At 73.7% G+C, this 19,831-nt stretch carries 19 protein-coding genes; 8 read left to right on the top strand and 11 right to left on the bottom strand.

The features are described from left to right. The first annotated feature begins 333 nt into the window (after positions 1-333). The gene (locus tag RWE79_RS06900) at positions 334-1,017 is read left to right on the top strand and encodes a sensor histidine kinase (RefSeq protein WP_475939123.1); all 684 of its coding nucleotides are present in this window, start codon (positions 334-336) and stop codon (positions 1,015-1,017) included. Continuing rightward, positions 1,014-1,679 carry a response regulator transcription factor gene (locus tag RWE79_RS06895; RefSeq protein WP_475939122.1) on the top strand — a complete coding sequence of 222 codons (666 nt, stop codon included), beginning with the start codon at positions 1,014-1,016 and terminating at the stop codon, positions 1,677-1,679. The genes RWE79_RS06900 and RWE79_RS06895 overlap by 4 nt, the downstream gene beginning before the upstream one ends. Here RWE79_RS06895 and RWE79_RS06890 read toward each other — a convergent pair. Both RWE79_RS06890 and RWE79_RS06885 read right to left on the bottom strand, forming a co-directional pair. Continuing rightward, positions 1,640-1,966, bottom strand: coding sequence for a DUF6332 family protein (locus RWE79_RS06890; RefSeq protein WP_475939121.1), 327 nt, complete (start codon positions 1,964-1,966; stop codon positions 1,640-1,642). The two genes, RWE79_RS06895 and RWE79_RS06890, sit on opposite strands and share 40 nt — an antisense overlap. Positions 1,967-2,055: 89 nt before the next feature. Continuing rightward, positions 2,056-3,594, bottom strand: coding sequence for an MFS transporter (locus tag RWE79_RS06885; RefSeq protein ID WP_475939120.1), 1,539 nt, complete (start codon positions 3,592-3,594; stop codon positions 2,056-2,058). 87 nt (positions 3,595-3,681) lie between these two features. On the opposite strand from RWE79_RS06885, the gene RWE79_RS06880 reads away from it, so the two are divergent. Then, positions 3,682-4,077, top strand: coding sequence for a MarR family winged helix-turn-helix transcriptional regulator (locus tag RWE79_RS06880; RefSeq protein WP_475939119.1), 396 nt, complete (start codon positions 3,682-3,684; stop codon positions 4,075-4,077). 57 nt (positions 4,078-4,134) lie between these two features. Here RWE79_RS06880 and RWE79_RS06875 read toward each other — a convergent pair whose 3' ends face one another. Genes RWE79_RS06875 through RWE79_RS06865 form a run of 3 tightly spaced genes read right to left on the bottom strand, consistent with a single transcriptional unit; the run spans position 4,135 to position 6,637 of the window. Next, positions 4,135-4,599, bottom strand: a complete 465-nt coding sequence (locus tag RWE79_RS06875) for a DUF4442 domain-containing protein (protein WP_475939118.1) — start codon at positions 4,597-4,599, stop codon at positions 4,135-4,137. 10 nt (positions 4,600-4,609) lie between these two features. Then, positions 4,610-5,353, bottom strand: a complete 744-nt coding sequence (locus tag RWE79_RS06870; protein WP_475939117.1) for a maleylpyruvate isomerase family mycothiol-dependent enzyme — start codon at positions 5,351-5,353, stop codon at positions 4,610-4,612. A gap of 45 nt (positions 5,354-5,398) precedes the next feature. Next, on the bottom strand, positions 5,399-6,637 hold the full coding sequence (locus tag RWE79_RS06865; RefSeq protein ID WP_475939116.1) for an MFS transporter: 1,239 nt from the start codon (positions 6,635-6,637) through the stop codon (positions 5,399-5,401). Here RWE79_RS06865 and RWE79_RS06860 point away from each other — a divergent pair. After that, a complete protein-coding gene (locus tag RWE79_RS06860; RefSeq protein ID WP_475939115.1) occupies positions 6,607-7,878 on the top strand; it encodes an ROK family protein in 1,272 nt (423 codons plus the stop codon). The genes RWE79_RS06865 and RWE79_RS06860 overlap by 31 nt on opposite strands. Positions 7,879-7,925: 47 nt before the next feature. Here RWE79_RS06860 and RWE79_RS06855 read toward each other — a convergent pair whose 3' ends face one another. Next, positions 7,926-8,813: a DUF2797 domain-containing protein gene (locus RWE79_RS06855; protein WP_475939114.1), complete on the bottom strand. Its 888-nt coding sequence runs from the start codon at positions 8,811-8,813 to the stop codon at positions 7,926-7,928. Positions 8,814-8,985: 172 nt separating this feature from the next. On the opposite strand from RWE79_RS06855, the gene RWE79_RS06850 reads away from it, so the two are divergent. After that, a complete protein-coding gene (locus tag RWE79_RS06850) occupies positions 8,986-9,291 on the top strand; it encodes an SHOCT domain-containing protein (RefSeq protein ID WP_475945644.1) in 306 nt (101 codons plus the stop codon). Positions 9,292-9,436: 145 nt separating this feature from the next. Here RWE79_RS06850 and RWE79_RS06845 read toward each other — a convergent pair whose 3' ends face one another. Together RWE79_RS06845 and RWE79_RS06840 are read right to left on the bottom strand one after the other, a co-directional pair. Next, entirely contained in the window at positions 9,437-9,979 is a 543-nt protein-coding gene (locus tag RWE79_RS06845) for an ATP-binding protein (RefSeq protein WP_475939113.1), read from the bottom strand. Positions 9,980-10,158: 179 nt separating this feature from the next. Then, positions 10,159-10,473 carry a hypothetical protein gene (locus RWE79_RS06840; RefSeq protein ID WP_475939112.1) on the bottom strand — a complete coding sequence of 105 codons (315 nt, stop codon included), beginning with the start codon at positions 10,471-10,473 and terminating at the stop codon, positions 10,159-10,161. Positions 10,474-10,548: 75 nt separating this feature from the next. Here RWE79_RS06840 and RWE79_RS06835 point away from each other — a divergent pair, with 75 nt between their 5' ends. Then, positions 10,549-11,667, top strand: a complete 1,119-nt coding sequence (locus RWE79_RS06835) for a PLP-dependent cysteine synthase family protein (RefSeq protein WP_475939111.1) — start codon at positions 10,549-10,551, stop codon at positions 11,665-11,667. Between the two features lie 101 nt (positions 11,668-11,768). Then, on the top strand, positions 11,769-13,157 hold the full coding sequence (locus RWE79_RS06830; RefSeq protein ID WP_475939110.1) for a hypothetical protein: 1,389 nt from the start codon (positions 11,769-11,771) through the stop codon (positions 13,155-13,157). 48 nt (positions 13,158-13,205) lie between these two features. On the opposite strand, the gene RWE79_RS06825 is transcribed toward RWE79_RS06830, so the two are convergent. Both RWE79_RS06825 and RWE79_RS06820 read right to left on the bottom strand, forming a co-directional pair. Beyond that, positions 13,206-13,694 (bottom strand): SRPBCC family protein, encoded by a 489-nt coding sequence (locus tag RWE79_RS06825; RefSeq protein WP_475939109.1) that lies wholly within the window; start codon positions 13,692-13,694, stop codon positions 13,206-13,208. A gap of 168 nt (positions 13,695-13,862) precedes the next feature. Then, positions 13,863-14,687, bottom strand: a complete 825-nt coding sequence (locus RWE79_RS06820) for a DeoR/GlpR family DNA-binding transcription regulator (protein ID WP_475939108.1) — start codon at positions 14,685-14,687, stop codon at positions 13,863-13,865. Between the two features lie 178 nt (positions 14,688-14,865). Here RWE79_RS06820 and RWE79_RS06815 point away from each other — a divergent pair, with 178 nt between their 5' ends. Further along, a complete protein-coding gene (locus tag RWE79_RS06815; protein WP_475939107.1) occupies positions 14,866-17,280 on the top strand; it encodes an alpha/beta hydrolase family protein in 2,415 nt (804 codons plus the stop codon). Here the strand turns inward: RWE79_RS06815 and RWE79_RS06810 are convergent. Beyond that, positions 17,216-19,645, bottom strand: coding sequence for a right-handed parallel beta-helix repeat-containing protein (locus tag RWE79_RS06810; protein WP_475939106.1), 2,430 nt, complete (start codon positions 19,643-19,645; stop codon positions 17,216-17,218). The two genes, RWE79_RS06815 and RWE79_RS06810, sit on opposite strands and share 65 nt — an antisense overlap. Between the last annotated feature and the right edge of the window lie 186 nt (positions 19,646-19,831).

Below are 19,831 nucleotides of genomic sequence, written 5' to 3'. Positions count from 1 at the left end.
TCTCGGCCGTCACCCTGGCCTACGTGGCACTCGGCTATCCGTACGGCCCGGTCTTCGTGGGGCTGGTCGTCGCCTACTTCGCCGCGCTCGCGGCCGGCCACCGCCGCGCCGTCGTCATCGTCGCGGCGGTGGCCTACGCGGTCTATCTGGCCGCCGCCATGTGGCTCTACCGGTGGCTCCCGCCCGACAGCGACGGCGCCGAGTCCTGGACGGAGGTCTCCGGCGCCGGGGCCTGCCCTGCTCGCCGCCAGCGACGGCGCCGAGTCCTGGACGGAGGTCTCCGGCGCCGGGGCCTGGCTGCTCGCCCTGCTCGCCGCCGCCGAGCTGGTCCGCGTGCGCAGGGAGCAGTTCGCCCGGCTGCGCCAGGAGCGGGCCGAGGCCGAGCGGCACCGGGCGGACGAGGAGCGGCTGCGCATCGCCCGGGAGCTGCACGACGTACTGGCCCACAGCATCTCGGTCATCAACGTCCAGGCGGGCGTGGCGCTCGCCCTCATCGACGAGCGCCCCGAACAGGCCCGTGCCGCGCTCGCAGTGATCAAGTCGGCGAGCAAGGAGGCGCTCGGCGAGGTCCGCCAGGTGCTCGGCGCCCTGCGCACGCCCGGGGCCGCGCCCCGCTCGCCCGCCCCCGGCCTGGACCGGCTGCCCGAGCTGACCGGGCAGGCGGCCGCCGCCGGACTCGCCGTCGGCATCGAGGTGGACGGCCGCCGGGCGCCGCTGCCGCCCGGCGTGGAACTCGCCGCCTTCCGTATCGTGCAGGAGGCGCTGACCAACATCGTCCGGCACTCCGGCTCCAGGACCGCCCGGGTACGGCTGACCTACCGGCCGACGGGCCTGGAACTCGGTATCGAGGACGACGGCCCCGCCACCGGTGACAGCGGCGGCGGCAGCGGGACCGGGGTGATCGGCATGCGCGAGCGGGCCGCCGCCCTGGGCGGGACCGTCGAGGCGGGCCCGGCCCGGGACGGCGGCTTCCGGGTCGTCGCCCACCTGCCGCTCGCCCACAAGGAGAGCCGATGATCCGGGTACTGCTCGCCGACGACCAGGCGCTGGTCCGCGCCGGATTCGCCGCGCTGCTCGACGCCCAGCCCGGTGTCGAGGTCGTGGCGGAGGCGGCGGACGGCGCCGAGGCGCTGCGCCTGGTCCGCGAACTCACCCCCGACGTCGTGCTGATGGACATCCGGATGCCGGTCATGGACGGTCTGCAGGCGACCCGCCGGATCACCGCCGACCCCGGGCTGTCCGGCGTCAGGGTCGTCATCCTGACCACCTTCGAGCTGGACGAGTACGTCTTCGAGGCGATCCGCAACGGCGCCTCGGGCTTCCTGGTCAAGGACACCGAACCCGAGGAACTGGTGCGCGCGGTACGGGCGGTGGTGGACGGCGACGCGCTTCTCTCCCCGGGGGTGACCCGCCGGCTCATCGAGGAGTTCGCGGCCCGCTCGAAGGAGCCGGCCGCCGCCGCGGGTCTGGAGCACCTCACGGACCGCGAACGCGAGGTGATGGCCCTGGTCGGAATCGGCCTGTCCAACGAGGAGATCGCCCGCAGACTGGTGGTCAGCCCACTCACCGCCAAGACCCATGTGAGCCGCACGATGGTCAAGCTCGGCGCCCGCGACCGGGCGCAACTGGTCGTCCTCGCCTACGAGTCCGGCTTGGTACGGCCCGGCTGGCTGGGCTGACCCGACTGGCCCGGCTGCCTCTGCTCGTCCGGCTCGCTCGGTTTGTGACGGGCGTTCCGCTCGAAGCGCCGCAGCACCAGCGCGACCCGGCCGCAGAACACGGCGGCCGCGACGATCACCCCGGCGGTGAGCCATCCCTGGCGCGCCGTCCCATGGGCCTGACCGGCCAGTACGGGACTGGCGACCGCCGCCAGCGCGGCGGCCGCCAGGATCGCCCCGGACAGGGCCGCGAACACGATCTCCACGGTGGCGGCGTCCCGTTCGGCCCCGGTACGTGGCCTGCGCACAGCACCGCTCCCTCCCCCTGGACGGCGTGGCGGCCAGTTTCGCACGCGAGTGCGGCCATCGCATCCGGGTAACCGGCCGCCGTCCGGGGTCAGTCGCGTACCGGCGCCGCCTCGGCGCGGGCCGCCGCCGGAGCCGCCGCCGGAGCCGGCTCCGCGGTGGCCTCGGTCGAGGACGCGACCACGATTCCGTACGGTTCACGGCGGGTCCGCACGCCGGTCAGGGTGACCAGGAGACCGAGGAACGCCACCACGCTCACGACCACCAGTCCGGGCCGGTAGCTGTCGAGCACGGCCTGCGGGCTGCCGGCCGGGCCGCTTCCCGCGCCGGCGGTGACCACGGCGGTCACCACGGCGAGGAAGATGGCCCCTCCGACCTGGAACGAGGTGTTGAGCAGACCGGAAACCATGCCCTGCTCGTGGTCGTCCACTCCGTTGGTGGCCTGGATGTTGAGCGAGGGGAAGACCAGCGCGCAGGCCGCGCCGATCAGCAGCATCGACGGCAGGATCACGGCCGCGTACTGCGGGGTGAGACTGATCCGCAGGAAGAGCACATAGCCGGCGACGAGCGCGGTGAAGCCGGCCGCGATCACCCGTGGGGTGCCGAACCGGTCGACCAGCGGCCCGATCCGGGTCGAGGCGACGGCGACCAGCGCCCCGGCGGGCAGGAAGGCCAGCGCCGTCTGCAGCGCGGACCAGCCCAGCAGCGACTGCATGTACTGGGTCACCAGGAACTGGAAGCCGACGTACGAGCCGAAGAACGCGGCGCCGCCGATGTTGGCCCGGATCTGGTGCGGCGAGCGCAGCACGCCGAGCCGGATCAGCGGGTGCGCGCTGCGCAGCTCGACCGCGACGAACCCCGCCAGCAGCGCGGCGACCACGGCGAAGGAGACCAGGGTGCGGGCGGAGGTCCAGCCGGCCTCGGGCGCCTGGACGACGGTGAAGACCAGCAGCAGCATCGAGGCGGTGCCGGTGAGGGCGCCGGGCAGGTCGTAGCCGCGGCCCTCGCCGTGTTCGCGGGGGCTCCTCGGGATGAGCCGCAGGCCCGCGAAGAGGGCGGCGACCGCGATGGGTGCGGGCAGCAGCAACGTCCAGCGCCAGCCCACCTCGGTGAGCAGGCCGGAGAGCACCAGGCCCATGGAGAAGCCGGTGGCGCCGCAGGTGGTGTAGATACTCAGGGCCCGGTTGCGGACCGGGCCCTCGGCGAACGAGGTGGTGATGATGGACAGTCCGGCGGGCGCGGTGAAGGCCGCGCTCAGCCCCTTGACGAAGCGCGAGGCAATCAGCAGTTCGCCGGAGTCGACCAGTCCGCCCAGCAGGGAGGCGGCGGCGAACACGGCGAGGGCGACGAGGAAGACCCGGCGTCGGCCGAGCAGGTCGGCGGCACGGCCGCCGAGCAGCAGCAGGCCGCCGTATCCCAGGATGTAGCCGCTCACGATCCACTGGAGCGAGGAGGTGGTCAGATCGAGGTCATGGGCGATGGACGGCAGGGCGACGCCGACCATCGACACATCCAGGGCGTCGAGGAAGAGGGCGGCGCAGAGCACCAGAAGAGTGCCCCACTGGCGGGGGCTCCACCTTTCGTCGGAGCCGGTACCGGCACCGGGGACGGTGGTGTGCGGAGAGGTCATGGCGGACAGACTTCCATGCGTATGCATTCAATGCAAGCGCATTTAATTCCCGTGCATCGACAACCTTTTTTCTGGTACGGTGCAGCCATGACCGGCGTGAAGAGTGAGCGTGCACTCGTTGAGCAGTGGCGGGAGGTCCTCGCCCTGCACGCGCGCACGGCCTGTGAGCTCGACCGCGAACTGCACCAGCACGGCCTCGGCGCCAGCGACTTCGAGGTGCTCGACATCCTCGCCGATGGCAGGCCGCAGGACGGCGGCTGCACCTTTCGCGTCCAGGAGCTCGCCGACCGCGTCCACCTCAGCCAGAGCGCGCTGTCCCGCCTGGTCGGCAGGCTGGAGAAGGAAGGCCTGGTCAGCCGGGGCATCTGCGCCGAGGACCGGCGAGGAGTACGGGTCACGCTGACCGACGCCGGGCGCGAGCGTCACACCCGGGCCAAGCCCGTCCAGCGCGCCGTCCTGGAACGGATGCTCAGCCGAGCCTGAAGTGGTGACCGGAACGCCCGCACAGGCGGAAGTGCCGACGGCAACGGCGGCCGTGGCTCAGCCGACCGGCTTCCGCCGTACGTAGAGCTGCTTGCGCACCCGCGCCACGATCGTGCCGTCGGCCGCCGCCACCTCGTTCTCGAACCAGACGAGCGCCTTGTCCCCGTCCCGGGTCAGCTCCCGGATCTCCTCCAGCCGGTCCTGGGTCAGCTTGAACTCGGCGAAGACATCGCCCCTGCCCGGCGACACGAAGTCGATCTCGGCCGCCTTGTCCCAGACCACGTACTCCCGGCCGAGGGAGTTCATGACGAGCAGCATCCAGAACGGGTCGCTCATCGCGAAGAGCGAGCCGCCGAAATGCGTCCCCACGTAGTTGCGGTTGAAGAAACGCAGCCGCAGCCGGACCCGCGCCGAACTCCAGTCGTCGGCCAGCTCCAGCAGCCGTACCCCCGAGAAGAGGTACGGCGGCCACCAGTTGACCATGCGGCGGGTGGACCTGGGGGTGGTGGGGCGGCGGGCCATGGACCCGACGCTAGACGACGGCCGCGGTGCGCCGCCAGAGGTCCATGATCGCGATGTCGCCGGATATCTCCAGCTCCGCCCGGGGAGCCCGGTTCCACAGGGCCAGATACAGCGACTCCGCCGGGCCGCGCACCGTGCAGTCCGCGTCGCCCGCGCCGCCGCGCTCGGTCCGCGGTGGCTCCGGCGACAGCCGGACCAGCCAGGTGTCCTCCCCTGCCGGTACGTCCACCGCCTCGATCCGCAGCGTCCGGGGCGAGGGCGTGCGCACCTGGCTCTTCGGCCTGGCATGGAAGCCGGTCAGCAGCTCGTCGACCCCGTCGGCGGCGAAGCGGGCGCCGATCGGCGAGAACCCGTCGCCGAGTGCCGACTCCGCGTCCACCCGGTGCACCGTCGTCTCGTGCGCCTGGCGCCGGGCCCAGAAGGCGAGCGGCGAGGGCGCGGGGAGGAAGTGCCAGCAGTCGAGGTCACGCGGCGCCGCGGTCAGCGCGTCCACCAGGTGCTCATGGCCCGCCCGGAACCAGGGCAGCAGCGCCTCGCCCTGCGGGGAGTCCCCGGTGATCGGCGCCGCCGTCCTGCGCCGCTCCGTCACGAAACCGGCCGCCCAGCGGTGGACGACGCCCTGGTGCCGTACGAGATCGTCCACCCGCCAGCCGGGGCAGGGCGGTACGTCGGCGGTGATCCCCGCCTTCTCGGCGGCGGCCGCCATGAGCAGGCCCTCGCGCCGTACGATCTCGATGAACTCGTCGGTCCCCATACGGTGATTCTGTCACCAGGGTCCGACAGCGGGTCCGACAGCGTCTCAGGCCTCCGCCCGTACGGAGGTGTTCCGCACCGCGAAGGCGATGACAGCCGCCAGTGCCGACAGCAGCGCGACCGTCGTCAGGGCCGTCGGCAGCCCGACGGCGTCGGCCAGGAAGCCGATGGTGGGCGGCCCCAGCAGGAAGCCCGCGTAGCCCAGGGTGGACGCCGTGGCCACGCCGTTCGCCCCGCCGAGCGCGCCGGCCCGGGCGATGGCCACCGGGAAGATGTTGGCCAGGCCGAGCCCGGTGAGCGCGAAGCCGGCCAGCGCCGGCGGGACTTCCGGGGCGAAGGCCGCGAGCAGCATCCCCGCGCACGCCGTCAGCCCGCCCGCCATCAGCATCCGGGTCTGGCCCAGCCGCTCCAGCAGTGCGGTGCCCGACAGCCGTCCCACGGTCATGGCCAGCGCCACCGCCGCGTAACCGGCCGCCGCGGTCGCGGGGCCGCCGCCGAGGTCCTCCTTGATGTGCAGCGGCCCCCACTCGGCCAACGCCCCCTCGCCGTAGGCCGTGCACAGCCCGATCAGACCGAGGACGGCCACCAGCCGGCCGGTCCCGCGCGCAGCTGCGGCGTCCGTCCGTACCGGCGGGGCGGGGCGGAACGGCCGGGCCGGGCGCGGCATTTCGTACGCCAGCAGGACGCGCCCGGCGAGGAACGTGCCCAGCAATCCCAGCGGAACGAGCAGCAGCAGATGCCGGGTGGGCGTCAGGCGGTCCGCGAGGATACCGCCGAGCGCGGCGCCGGCCAGCCCGCCGAGGCTGTACGCGGCGTGGAAGCCGGACATCACCGGCCTGCGCAGCGCGGCGACCACGTCCACGGCGACGCTGTTCATCGCCACGTTCATGCCGCCGTAGGCGACACCCAGGACGATCAGCACCAGGCCGAGCGTGAGGGCGGACCTGGTCAGCGGCGGGAGGCCGACGCTGAGCGAGAGCAGGACGGCGGTGCCGACGGTGACCTCCCGGGCGCCGAAGATCCGGCAGAGCCGTCCGGTCACGGTCATCGTGGCCACCGCGCCCGCGGACACGCCGAGCAGGGCGAGGCCCAGGGCGCTCGCCGAGGCGCCGACCTGTTCCTTGATGGCCGGGATACGGACCACCCAGCCCGCGAAGACAAAGCCGTCGAGGGCGAAGAAGAGCGTCAGCGCGACTCTGAGCCGCCTGAGCGGGAGGCTGACCGGGGCGGTCGGGTGGCGACGCGGTCCGGCAAATGCCGTCCGTATTTTGTTTAGGCTCGGCACAAAGTCAGAATAGGAGAGTGACCCAGACTCGGACAAGGTTGGAGCGGGGCCGCGGTGTTCTCGGCCCCGCACTCGCGCTCGTGCACACCGGGCGCGCCCCCACGCGCGCCGTGCTCACCGCCGAACTCGGCGTGACCCGCGCGACGGCCGGCGCCGTCGCCGCCGAACTGGAGGCGCTGCGGCTGATCAGGGTCGACACCCGGCCCGGCGGCCCGGCCGGCGCCCAGGGCCGCCCCTCGCACCGCCTGGCGGTCAACCCCGAGGGCCCCGTCGTGCTCGCCGTCCAGGTGCACGCCGACGGTTTCCGCGCCGCGCTCGTCGGGCTCGGGGGACACATCGTGGCCACCGCGCCCGGCTGTGTGACCGTCTCCGCCGACCCCGCGCACGTCCTCGGCGCCGTGGTCGAGGCCGGGGCCGGGCTGCTGCGCGACACCGGGCGGGTCTGCGTCGGCGCGGGCCTCGCCGTGCCCTCCGCCGTCGCCCAGCCCGAGGGCACCGCCCTCAACCCCCTGCACCTCGCCTGGCCCGCCGGGGCGCCGGTCCTGGACATCCTCACCGAGCAGATCGCCCGGGCCGGCATCACCGGGCCGGGCGGCGCCCCCGTGAGCTGCTTCGTCGGCAACGACATCAACCTCGGCGCCCTCGCCGAGCACCGGCACGGCGCGGGCCGGGGAGCCCAGCACCTCCTGGTCGTCGCGACCGGCCACCGCGGCGTCGGCGGCGCCCTCGTCGTCAACGGCAGACTCCACACCGGCAGCGCCGGGCTCGCCCTGGAGGTCGGCCACTTCACCGTCAACCCGCAGGGCCGGCCCTGTCACTGCGGCGGCCGGGGCTGCCTGGACGTCGAGGTCGACCCGCTCGCCCTCCTCGAAGAGGCCGGACGCACGCCCGGCCCCGCCGTGTCCCTCCTCGAACAGGCCGCCGTCCTGCTCCGTGAGGAGTACGCCGACCCGGCGGTGCGCGCCGCCGCCGACACCCTCATCGACCGCCTCGGCCTCGGCCTCGCCGGCCTGGTCAACGTCCTCAACCCGGACCGCATCCTGCTCGGCGGGCTCCACCGCGACCTTCTCGACGCCGACCCCGAGCGCCTGCGGGCCGTCATCGCCGACCGAAGCCTGTGGGGCCGCAGCGGCAGCGTCCCGGTACTGGCCTGCGCCCTCAACCACAACAGCCTCGTCGGCGCGGCCGAGTTGGCCTGGCAGCCGGTCCTCGACGATCCCCTCGGGGTTTTTGCCGGCTGAGGCGCGCGCCTCCGTGCGGGCCCGCACGGACCCGCGGGCCGCCCGCCTCAGAACAGCGGATCGGCGCCGGCGGCCGGCGGTGGCACCGGCCGCGTGGGCGCCGCCGGCCGGTCCGGCCCGGACCGCGTGAGCGCCCAGCCCGAGGCCAGCCGGGCGTCGAACAGCGCGACGCCGTCCGCGCATTCCACGTACAGGTCGCTGCCCGCCACCGCCCGCAGGACACCCGTGACCGCGGTGCCCGGGCTCAGCTCCGTGACCAGGGAGGCGGGCCGCGGCGCGGCCGGATCCAGCCCGAACGGCACGGCGTGGTCGACGGCTTCGTACGCGACAGCGCCCAGCGTGTCCCGCCACCGCGGCACCCCGGCCGCCGCCTCGTACACCGCCCTCAGCTCCGCCGCCCGCTCCCCGGCGGGCGGCAGGACGAGCCGCGCCGCCCGCTTGGCCGCGGCCGGCACCCGGTCCGGGATACCCAGCGCCGCGCCGAGCACGGCCTCCGCGCGCCGGGCGGCCATCAGCGGGCCCCGGCCGAGAAAGGTGAAGCAGACCGCGGCCTGTTCCAGGAGCCGGGCGTCACCGCGCGCGGCGGCGGTGATGCCCACCTTGCACAGCCCCGGCCCGAACCAGGCGAGATAGACCGCGTACGGACGCGGGTCGTCGATCCTGGTGTCGGCCGCCACCGACCGGAACCTGTCCAGCGCCGCACACGCCTCGCACTGATCGCGCCGCACGGCCCCCGGCAGCGCCGCCGCGCCAGGGCACGGCGTCCACCGCCCCGCCCGCCACACCCCGACGCACCCGCGCACCGCCCCCTCCGGCACGGCCACCGCCACCGGTCCGCCCAGCCGCAGCGCACTGCGCCGCTCACCGTGCAGCGGATGCCACCAGCCCCACGCCGGACCGCCCTCCACCCACCGCAGTCCCGTGCATCGCCACATGATCCCGAGGTTAGGCGCAGCCACTGACAGCGGCCGTGCCGGCCGCCGCACAGGCGGCCGTACTCCCCGCGCCGTACCCGCGATGCCGCCGCACGTACGACGACTTCGGGCCGCCGTGGGACGAGCCTCGGTGATGACGGAACCTCACCGGGCCACCAAGGAGATCAGTCCCATGGACGCCATCGCAGCAACCTCACTCGCCGACCACTGGAACGGCGGTCCGGGGCCCTGGATCCTGTTCCTCCCGTTGGTCTGGGCCGGGATCGTCATCGGCGCCGGAATCCTTCTGCGCCGCACGGGCCGGCGCGGCCTCGGCGGCCCGTGGCAGTACCGGCACACCTACGGCGAGCAGTCACCCATCACGGTGCTCGGGCGCAGGTTCGCCGCCGGGGAGATCGACGAGGACGAGTACTGGCGGCGCCTGTCGGTCCTGGACGAGCAGTTCGGGCGTTCCGTGGGCCGGGGCGCCGGCCGATGACCGCCGCCGCCCGGTGCCGGCCACATGCCGCCGGACGGGCTGCGGGCCATCGCCTCGGAGTGTCTCCGCGATCGATGGCCCGTCAGGCGGGCTGCCCCGTGGCGCCCCGGCTTGCCCGGTGGCGCCCCCGGGATGGCTCAGGCGTTCACACCAGAGCCACCTCGGGCGCGCGCGCCGGTGCTTGCACCGGCTTGCGCACAGGCGGGTCGTCCATGGCGTTGGGTGCGCGCAGAACAGCCTTGCGCACCGCGGCCGACAGCGGTTCGGCAAGCAGCCGGCGCGGGGTGCGGGCCTCGGCGCGCAGTGTGAACCACACCACCTTGCCGCCGTGGGGCACCGCTTCGGTGCCCCAGCTGTCGCTCATCGAGACCACCATCGCGAGCCCCCGGCCGCAGGTGGCGAGCGGTTCGAACTCGCGCACCCGCGGCAGCCGCGGGTCGTTGTCGGTGACGGCGACCGTCAGCCACCCCGAGAGATAGGTCAGTTCGACCTGGCACTTCTTGTCCGGCCGGGCATGCCGGTGGACGTTGGCGAGCAGTTCGGTGATGCCCAGCAGGGTGTTGTCCATGAGCGGATCGAGCCGCCAGTAACGCAACTGCGCGGCGACGATCCGTCGTACCTGCTGGATCCGGGACGGCAGTGCCTCCAGTTGCAGGGCGCACTGTCTGGTGGTGGCTTCGGTGATCACGGCTGCGACTCCCTCCGCGGTGAGGGCGCTTCCCCTGAATCGGGGGCGTCCCCGCTCGCATGGAATGGGAACACCTTTTGCGGGATTGCTCAGAGCGACTGCTGCAGTACTCCGTGATGCCACTTCAGGGTCACCCCGATGGCGGCGATGCGCAACTCACCGGAACCAGCCAATGACGCTCAGTGCCGGCTGACCCGCGCCCGGGCCAGGTTCAGGGCCTCCAGGAAGCGGGAGACCGTCGACGCCGCCGTGCCCCGGTGGCGCAGGGTCAGCAGGTAGCCCGTGCCGTTGACGGTCGCCAGGGCCCGGCCGCGCAGCGAGAAGGGGGTGCGGATCGCGTGTACGTCCTCCACCGGGGCGCTGTCGATCTCACGTCCCCTACTGGTCAGCAGCACCAGCCGGCCGTCGCGGATCAGTACCTGCCCCGCGCGGGTCAGCGAACTCAGCCGCCGCCCGATCCGTACGCCGCTGGCGCTGAACTCCGGATCCGCCATGGTCCACCCACCTCCGTCGTGCGACCAGTCTGCCCTGTCCGCGCCGCCTTCCACCAGCGTGCTTATGATCGGGCCATGCAGCAGCAGACCGACAGCGCCGCCTGTACGTCCACGGTGGACGTGAACCGCGCCGACCCCGGATACCGGGCCTGGCTCAAGGAGGCCGTCCGCAAGGTGCAGGCCGACGCCAACCGGTCCGCCGACACCCACCTGCTGCGCTTCCCGCTCCCCGAGGCCTGGGGTATCGACCTCTACCTCAAGGACGAGTCCACCCACCCCACCGGCAGCCTCAAGCACCGGCTCGCCCGCTCGCTCTTCCTCTACGGCCTCTGCAACGGCTGGGTCCGCCCCGGAAAGCCCGTCATCGAGGCCTCCAGCGGCTCGACGGCCGTCTCCGAGGCGTACTTCGCGCAGCTCGTCGGTGTCCCGTTCATCGCCGTCATGCCGCGTACGACAAGCCCCGAGAAGCAGCGCCTCATCGAGTTCCAGGGTGGCCGCTGCCATCTCGTCGACGACCCGCGCAGCGTGTACGAGGTCTCCGCCCGGCTCGCGGAGGAGACCGGCGGCCACTACATGGACCAGTTCACCTACGCCGAGCGGGCCACCGACTGGCGCGGCAACAACAACATCGCCGAGTCGATCTACCAGCAGCTGCGCATGGAGCGTCATCCCAGCCCCGCCTGGATCGTGGCCACCGCCGGTACCGGCGGCACCTCGGCCACCATCGCGCGCTATGTGCACTACATGCAGCACGACACCCTCATCTGCGTCCCCGACCCCGAGAACTCCTGCTTCTTCGACGGCTGGGTCAGCGGCGACTACGACGTCTCCTGCGAACGCGGTTCGCGCATCGAGGGCATCGGCCGGCCACGGATCGAGCCCAGCTTCGTGCCCGGCGCGATAGACCGGATGATGAAGGTCCCCGACGCCGCCTCGGTCGCCGCCGTACGCGCCCTCGACCGTGCCATGGGCCGCAAGGCGGGCGGTTCCACCGGCACCGGGCTCTGGAGCTCATTCAAGATCATCGCGGAGATGCTGGCGGCGGGCGAGCACGGCAGCGTCGTCACCCTCATCTGCGACCCCGGCGAGCGCTACCTCGACAAGTACTACTCCGACACCTGGCTCGCCGGACAGGGCCTGGACATCGCCCCCTACACCGCCGCCATCGACGGCTTCCTGTCAACCGGGGCCTGACCGCCGTCCCGTCCCGTTCCGTTTCGTTCTGTTACGGCGTGGCCACCCGCAGGTCGCGGGAGCACCACCTTCCGGTCGACGGGGGCTCCTAGCGTCCGTACATGACGATGTCCCTGGTGGCCGGACCCGGCGCTCCTGCGACCTCCCCGGCGCCTCCGGCCCCCGCGCCGCCCGTCCCGGCGGCGCGGCGGCGTAGCGGGGTGCTCCGGCCCGGGCGGCGGCAGCGGCTCACGCCGCCGGTACGGCTGGCCGTCCAGACCGGTGTCGCGCTGCTGGCGCTGGCCGCCCTGTGCCTGGGCGCGGTCCTGGGCTCGCTGTCGGTGCGCTCCGGCACCGCACAGCTTCAGTCCGCCGTGGCCGACCGGGCCGCCGTCGCCGCCGAACTGCGCTTCGCCCTCGCCGATCTCGACGCGCAGCGCGCCGACCAGCTCGTCCCCGGTCACGCCGCCGACGACCCCGGTGTGCTCGTCGGCAACCGGCTGCTCGCCCTCATCACCGCCCAGCAGCGCCGTCACGAGGTCAGCGTGCTGCTGCGCCGGCTCGGCTCCGACAGCTTCCAGGCCGGGCGGGTGCAGTCGCTCCTGGACGCCCTCGGCCGCTACGACGACGCCTCGGGCCGGGCCGGTTACGCCGACGAGCAGCAGCCCGACCGTGCCGCGGGCCACCCGCCCGCCGTCGCCGTGGCCCTGTCCACCGAGGCCGGCGACATCATGCGCACCGATCTGCTGCCCGCCGCCACCGCGCTGGCCCACGCCTACAACGACCGGGCACTGCGGCTGGAACGGGACGCCCACGCCGCCGCCGTACGGGCCGCGGTCACCGTCGGTCTGCTCGGTGCCCTCGCCCTGGCGGTGCTGCTGCGGTGGCAGCGCGATCTCGCCCGCCGCTACCGGCGCGTCCTCAACCCCGCACTGCTGGCGGCCAGTTGCGCCGTGCTCGCCGTAACCGTCGCCGGGGTCCTCTCGCTCGCCTCGGCCGCCTCCGGGCTCGACCGCGCGGCCCGCGACGGGCTGGTCCCCTGGGGCCGCCTCGCCGAAGCCCGTACCCTGGCCGCCGACTCCGCCGCCACCCAGAGCCGTTGGCTGGTGGACGACCCCGGTTCCGGCACCCGGCAGAGAGCCCGCTTCACCAGCCTCACCGCCCGCCTGGACACCCTGCTGGCCCCGGCCCCGTACGGCGAGGTCCGGGCCCGCTACGAGCAGTTCCGTGCCGACGACCGCGAACTGGGCCGACTGGTGTCCGCCGGCCGTCTCGACGCCGCCGCCGCGTTGCTGACCAATGTCTCCCGGGGCAGCGTCGCCTTCGACTTCTGGGACTTCGCGACCTCCCTGGACCGTCTCGCCGCCGAGCGGGAGGCCGTGGCCCTCCAGCACATCGGAACCGCCCGTTCCGGACTCGACGCCTGGCCCGCCGTCCCGGCCGGCGCTCTCGGCGTGGCGGTGGTCCTGGTGGCGGTGGGCGTCCGGCCGCGCTTCGCCGAGTACCGGTGAGCGGCCGGTGACCGCGCTCAGCCCCGACGCCCTCTCACCGACGCCCTCTCACCGACTCCCGCGGCCGATGGTGCGCCGGTCCAGGGCGCGGGCCGCCCGGCGGAAGGCGAGGCCGACGCCCGGCCGGGCCAGGCGCAGGGCGGCGCGCAGGACGGGGGAGCCGTCGGCTGCGAAGGTCCAGCGCAGACGGGTGCCGTGGTCCGGGGTGGGGGACAGGGCCCACTCCTCGACCAGGGCGTGCAGGCCCGGGGCGTTGGTGGCGTCGGCGCGGTAGGCGTAGCGGGTGGGGGAGTCGGAGGCGAGGACGGTCTCCTGGAAGCGGATGCCGCCGCGCAGGGTGATGTCACGGCCCGACGCGGTCGGGACGGCCGCGGTCACGGCGTCGAACCAGGCGGTCCAGCCGGCGGTGTCCTGTGCGAGGGCGTCGTGGACGGCCTCCGGCGGGGTGGTCAGGTCGGCGGTGAAGACCAGGCGTATGGGGGCGGAGCGGCAGAAGTCCAGGCCGGCCGGGCGGGTGGGGCGCAGGCGTGAGGGCATACGTCCGACCATAGTTAACGGTTGGTCAGAAAGCTTCTGGCGAATGTATACAGTAGGCAGCCGACAGCCGACAGCCGACAGCCGACAGCCGACAGCCGACAGCCGACAGCCGACAGCCGACAGTAGGCAGTAGGCAGTAGGCAGTAGGCAGTAGGCAGTAGCCAGGCGTCAGTCGGAGAGTCCGGTCTCGCCCGCGACGATGAGATCGGACAGATGCTCGGCGATCTCCTCGCGCAGTACCTCCGGGATGCCGGCGTCGGTGACCAGGGTGTCGACGTCCTCCAGCGCGGCGAACGAACTCAGGCCGACCGTCCCCCACTTGGTGTGGTCGGCGAGAACCACGACGCGCCGGGCGGAGCGGACGAACCGGCGATTGGTCTCGGCCTCGGCGAGGTTGGGGGTGGACAGGCCGGCCTCCACCGAGATGCCGTGCACGCCGAGGAAGAGCAGGTCGAAGTGGAGGGAGTCGATGGCGCGGTCGGCGACCGGCCCGACCAGCGAGTCCGAGGGGGTGCGGACGCCCCCGGTCAGGACGACCGTGGCGGCGCCCTCGCGTGCGCCGGCGTGCCGGGAGGCGGTGTGGAAGACATCGGCGACGCGCACCGAGTTGGTGACGACGGTGAGGTCGGGGACGTCGAGGAGCCGTTGGGCCAGGGCGTAGGTGGTGGTGCCGCCGGACAGGGCGATGGCGCTGCCGGGGGTGACCAGTTGTGTGGCGGCGCGCGCGATGGCCTCCTTGGCGCCCAGTTCGAGGCTGGACTTGGCCTCGAAGCCCGGCTCGTGGCTGCTGGCCTCGACCACCGGGACGGCGCCGCCGTGCACCTTCTCGACCACGCCCTGCCGGGCGAGGGCGTCCAGATCGCGCCGTACGGTCATGTCGGAGACGTTCAGCCGCCGGGTCAGTTCGTTGACCCGGACCCCACCGCGCCGCCGGACCTCGTCCAGGATCAGCGCTCGCCTCTGCTCCGCGAGCAGGTTCTGGTTGTCGCTCACCCGGGTCCGTCCCTCTGTGATCAGCTGCCGGCATCGAACTGACCGCCATCCTTCCATGGTCGGACGGGCGCTCGAACCTGGCATCACGATTCGGTACGACTTCACGCCGGGGCACTGTCCGTCGGAACGAATCTGGCTGATTCTGCCCTTATACCGGGCTTCGGGGGAGGCGATCGGCATGCCGCTCGATCTTGAACTGCTGGTCCACGGCGTCGGTGGGGCCACGCCGCAGGGCATGCTGAACGACCCGCGCGTGGTCCGGGTGACCGGCGACGACACGGCGGCCGTCTACCGCCGGGCCGACGAGGCCACCGCGGAGGACGATCCGGGCCGCTCGCCCAGGGGGCCGGTACGGGAGGCGTACTGCTGGTCCAACCTGACCTCGGGGGACGGGCGTCGCGCGCTGTGGCTGCTGCTGGTCCCGTTCATGATCGTCAACCTGGCCCACTGGATGCGGCCCCGGCACGGCGGCGACCGGCGGAACTGGTGGTACGACGCCGTGCTGCGGCTGCTCGCGCTCACCCTGACCGTGCTGCTGGTGACCGGCGCCTGCGAGATGACCATGGATCTGGTCGCCTGGCAGTGCGCCGACAGCGCGTACTGCGCGGCCGGCAAGCACTGGCTCGTTCTGGTCAACAGCGCCCAGCACGGCTGGTGGAGCGAGCCCGGACGGCGGCTGGTGCTGGGCGCGGGGGTGCCGCTGGTGCTCGTGGCCGGGCTGTGGTGGCTGTCCCGCCGCACCTGGTGGGCCTACGAGCAGATCCGCCCGGCCGGGGAGGGCGGCGGCCGGGGCGGCCCGCTGGCCAGGGCGGGCTTCTGGTACGGCTGCTGCGAGGTGGCCAGGCTGCGCGCGGCGCACACCGCGGCCGGGGTCGCGGTCGTCGCGGCGGCGCTGTGGACGCCGGCCTTCCGGCAGGACCTGCACGGCGGTACGGGAACGTCCGCGCTGCTGCGCGCCTGCGGCTGGACGCTGGCCGGGGCGCTGGGCGCACTCGCGGTGGCGGTGCTGACGCTGACCGTCTGCGCCTGGCGGGACGAGGACCAGAACACCATCGCGCCGGCCCGGGCCCGGCTGGACCGGGGGCTGTGCGTGACCCTCCAGGCCGGCGCGCTCACCGTACTGGCCGCCGCCCTGGTCTTCACGTCCTGGCACCGGCGCGGCTGGGACAGCGGCGGCCACGGCGGCCGGCTGCTGCTGCCCACCCCCACCCTGTGCGTGCTGACCCTGGCCCAGGCCGTGCTGATCGGCGCACTGGGGGTGCTGACGGTGGGCGTCCGGCCCCGGCAGGGGGCCATGTACGGACTCGCCGGGCCGGCCACCGCCCTGCTGGCCTGCTCCGTGGGCGCGCTGTTCACCAGCGGCTCCGTCCAGCGCATGGCGGACTGGCTGGACCGGGGCGGCGCCACCGGCTCGGCGGGCGACCTGATCGCCGGGCCGCCCGTGCTGCTGACCTGGCAGGCGTCGGTCCTGCCCGGCGGGCTGCTGGTGCTCGCGGTGACGGTGGCGGGCGGGGCGTGGCTGGTGTGGCGCGGCGCCGGCCGGCTCCGCGGCCAGGTGGAGAGCGACTATCCCCGGCCGGACGGCGAGCCCCCGCTGCCGTACGAGCGGAACCGGACCCGCCACATCGCCAGGGCGCAGGCGCTGGCCGGGCTGACCGACCGGGGGCCGGTACTGCTCACCACGATCGTCGTCGCCGCGTGCGTCCTCGGCGGCGGCGCGCTGGCCGGCGCCGCGCTCACCGGCCGGGCCCCGGGCGCCGCTGCCGGGCATGCCGCGCCCTGGATCCAGGCGGTGGCCCGCGGCGCGCAGGCGACGGGCACCTGGCTGCTCGGCGCCGCGACCCTCGCCCTGATCGCTCTGGGCCGCCGCGCCTACCGCAACACCACCGCCCGGCGCACGGTCGGCATCCTCTGGGACATCGGCACCTTCTGGCCGCGCGCCGCCCACCCCTTCGCCCCGCCCTGCTACGCCGAGCGCGCGGTCCCGGACCTGACCTGGCGGATGACCACCTGGACCACGGCGCACCCGGACAACCGCATCGTCCTGTCCGGCCACTCGCAGGGCTCGGTGCTGGCCGCCGCCGCTGCCTGGCAGCTCCCGGAGCCGACCCGGGACCGGGTCGCGCTGCTCACCTACGGCTCGCCGCTGGCCCGGCTGTACGGGCGCTGGTTCCCGGCGTTCTTCGGGCCGGACCGGCTGGCCCTCTTCCACGAGGACGTCCACGACTGGTCCAACCTGTGGCGGCGCACGGACCCCATCGGCGGCGCGTGCCTCCTGCCCGAGGTCGACCGGCGGCTCAAGGACCCCCTGGCCTACCACCGCGACGGCCGGCACCCGCTGATCGCCCCGGTCCTGGGCCATTCCCACTATCCCGAGGACCCGGAGTTCGCCGTGGTGCGCGCCGGGCTGCTACGGAGGCTGCGCGCGCAGGAACGAGGTGGGGAACGCGCTGCGGAACCCGCCCATGAACCCGCCCATGAACCCCGTCACGACGAACCCGGTCACGACGAACCCGGTCACGAACCGGTCAGGGCAGCGGTGGCAGATCCTCCGGGTAGAGCAGCTGAAGCTCCTCGTGGCTCGGTTCCGTGACATGCGCGAGCCGGCCGGCATGGCGTTCCACCATCGCCTCGAAGGTCTGCCGGGCGGTACGGCCGTTGCCGAAGCCCGGACCCTTGGGGATGGCCGTGAAGTACTTCAGCAGCGCCTCGCCGCACTCGTCGGCGAGCTGGTACTCGTGCTCCTCGGCCTGCGAGCGGACGATCCGCAGCAGCTCCTCGGGGGTGTAGTCGCCGAAGGTGATGGTGCGTGAGAAACGTGACGCCACGCCGGGGTTGGATTCGAGGAACCGCGCCATCTCGGCGGTGTACCCGGCCACGATGACCACCACGGCGTCCCGGTGGTCCTCCATCAGCTTCACCAGGGTGTCGATCGCCTCGCGCCCGAAGTCACGGCCCGAGTCCTCGGGCGCCAGCGCGTACGCCTCGTCGATGAAGAGCACCCCGCCGCGCGCCCGGTCGAAGGCCTCCTGCGTACGGATGGCGGTCGAGCCGATGTGCTCGCCGACCAGGTCGACCCGGGCGACCTCCACCAGATGTCCCCGCTCCAGCACGCCGAGCGAGGCCAGGATCTCGCCGTACAGCCGGGCCACGGTGGTCTTGCCGGTGCCGGGGGAGCCGGTGAAGACCAGATGGCGGCGGAGCGAGGGAGCTTTGAGCCCGGCCTCCTGGCGGCGGCGGCCGACCGCGATCAGGTCGATCAGGGTGCGCACCTCGCGCTTGACGCTGTCCAGGCCTACCAGGGCGTCGAGTTCGGCGAGTACGTCGTCGGACTCCCGGGCCGGTTCGGGTTCGGGCTCGGCCACCGGGGCCGCCGCCGCTCCCGCGGGCCGCTGCTCCGGGACGCCGCCGAGCAGACCGTAGGACTGCGCGGCGCGGCCGGGCTGCAGGGCCGCGGACGGGAGCGGGGGCAGGGAGATCGAGACGGTGTCCTCACCGCTGTGGTCGCCGGTGCAGTCCTCCGTCACCGGGCCCGGCTCGGCGAACTCGTAACCGCCGCGTGCGCAGCGCTCGGTACGGCAGCGGGTCAGGGTGGAGCGGCAGCCGTCGATGATGTGGAAGCCGTAGCTCCGGCTTCCGGTGACGCGGCAGCCGGTGAAGGTGCCGCGGCCGCCCGCGGAGACGTAGAAGCCGGCCTCGCCGGGGTTGGTGACGGTGCACCGCTCGACCGTCGGATCGGCGCCCTTGGTGACGATGACGCCGGTCTGGACGTCGTCGATGGTGCAGGAGGCCAGCGTGCCGCCGCTGCCGTGGTCGCGGAACCAGGCGCCGGTGGCGGCCTCGCGGATGCGGCAGTCGTCGAGCTGGACGGTGGCGCCGTCGCTCACCGAGACGGCGGTGTTGCGCACCTGCGAGATGTCGCTGTCGACGACGTCCACGCGTGAGCCGCGGTCCAGGACGAACAGCGCGTCCGGCACGTCCCGCACCCGGCAGCTGTCCAGTACGGCGGCGGCGCCGTCACTGACCCAGACCGCCGGGTAGTCACCCTGACTGTCGTGGATCTCGCACTGGTTGGCGTCGGCGCGGGTGCCCGGGTCCCACACCGACAGGCCGTTGCGGCCGAAGCGGCGGACGGCGGTCCGGGTCAGGGTGAGCACCGACCGGGAGCGCAGGTCGATGGCGTTCTCGGGGATGTCGTGGATGTCGCAGTCGGAGAGGGTGAGTACGGCGTCCGTGTCGAGGGTGATCCCGTCGCCGGTCGTGCGGTGCACCTGGCAGTCGGTGAGGTGCCCGGCCGCGCGCGAGGCGACCTGCACACCGGTGCCCTTGATCTCGTACACCTCGCAGCCGACCGCCTCGGTGGCGGTGCCCTCGCCGGTCAGCGACAGGCCCGCGCCGTTGGCGTTGTGGACGCGGCAGCGCTCCAGGCGGGGGGAGGAGCCACCGCGTACGGAGATGCCGGTCTGGCCCGCCGACACCACCTCGACCTCCTCGAACAGGCCGCCGGAGGCCTCCAGGACGCTGATGCCCAGCCCCGCCGGATTGTCCACGGTGCAGCGCCGCACGGTGGGCCGGGCGCCGTCCCGGACCTCTATGCCGACCGCCGAGCGGGTGCTGACCCGGATGCCGGACAGCTCGGGTGCCGAGGCCTCGATCAGCAGGGCGGCGGCCGAGGTGTCCTGGCCCTCGATCGACAGGTCCTGCACCGTGGCCGCGGCCCGCACGGTCAGCGCGACGCCGGCCGCCGGGGCGATCCGCACCGACCCGGGGCCCTCGGCCCCGCGCAGTGTTATGGCGTGCTGCACGACCAGGTTCTCCCGGTAGGTTCCCGGGTTGATCGAGAGCACGTCGCCGTCGGCCGCCGCCTCCAGGGCCGCGGCCAGGGTCTCGTACTCTCCCGTGCGGCGACGCCACCGCGAACTGCTGGTGTGCGTCACCTGAACCACGCCCTGTGCCATTGGGATGCTCTGCCCCATCCTCGTGCGTTGTGCGCTGACCCGGCCGGGCCGGGCGGACCCGGGTGCCGGGGCAACCACCGTAGCGTGCGCGGGGGGTGTGCCAGGACCGAGCCGGCCAGGGATCACCTGACGACCGGGACCGCGGCCGGACCTCGCGCCGCTGTCGCAGCCCAGGTCAGCGGCCGG

This window comes from Streptomyces sp. RLA131, assembly GCF_056270125.1.
Note: the sequence above shows the minus strand (reverse complement) of the source record. Positions and strands in the feature narration are given on the sequence as shown.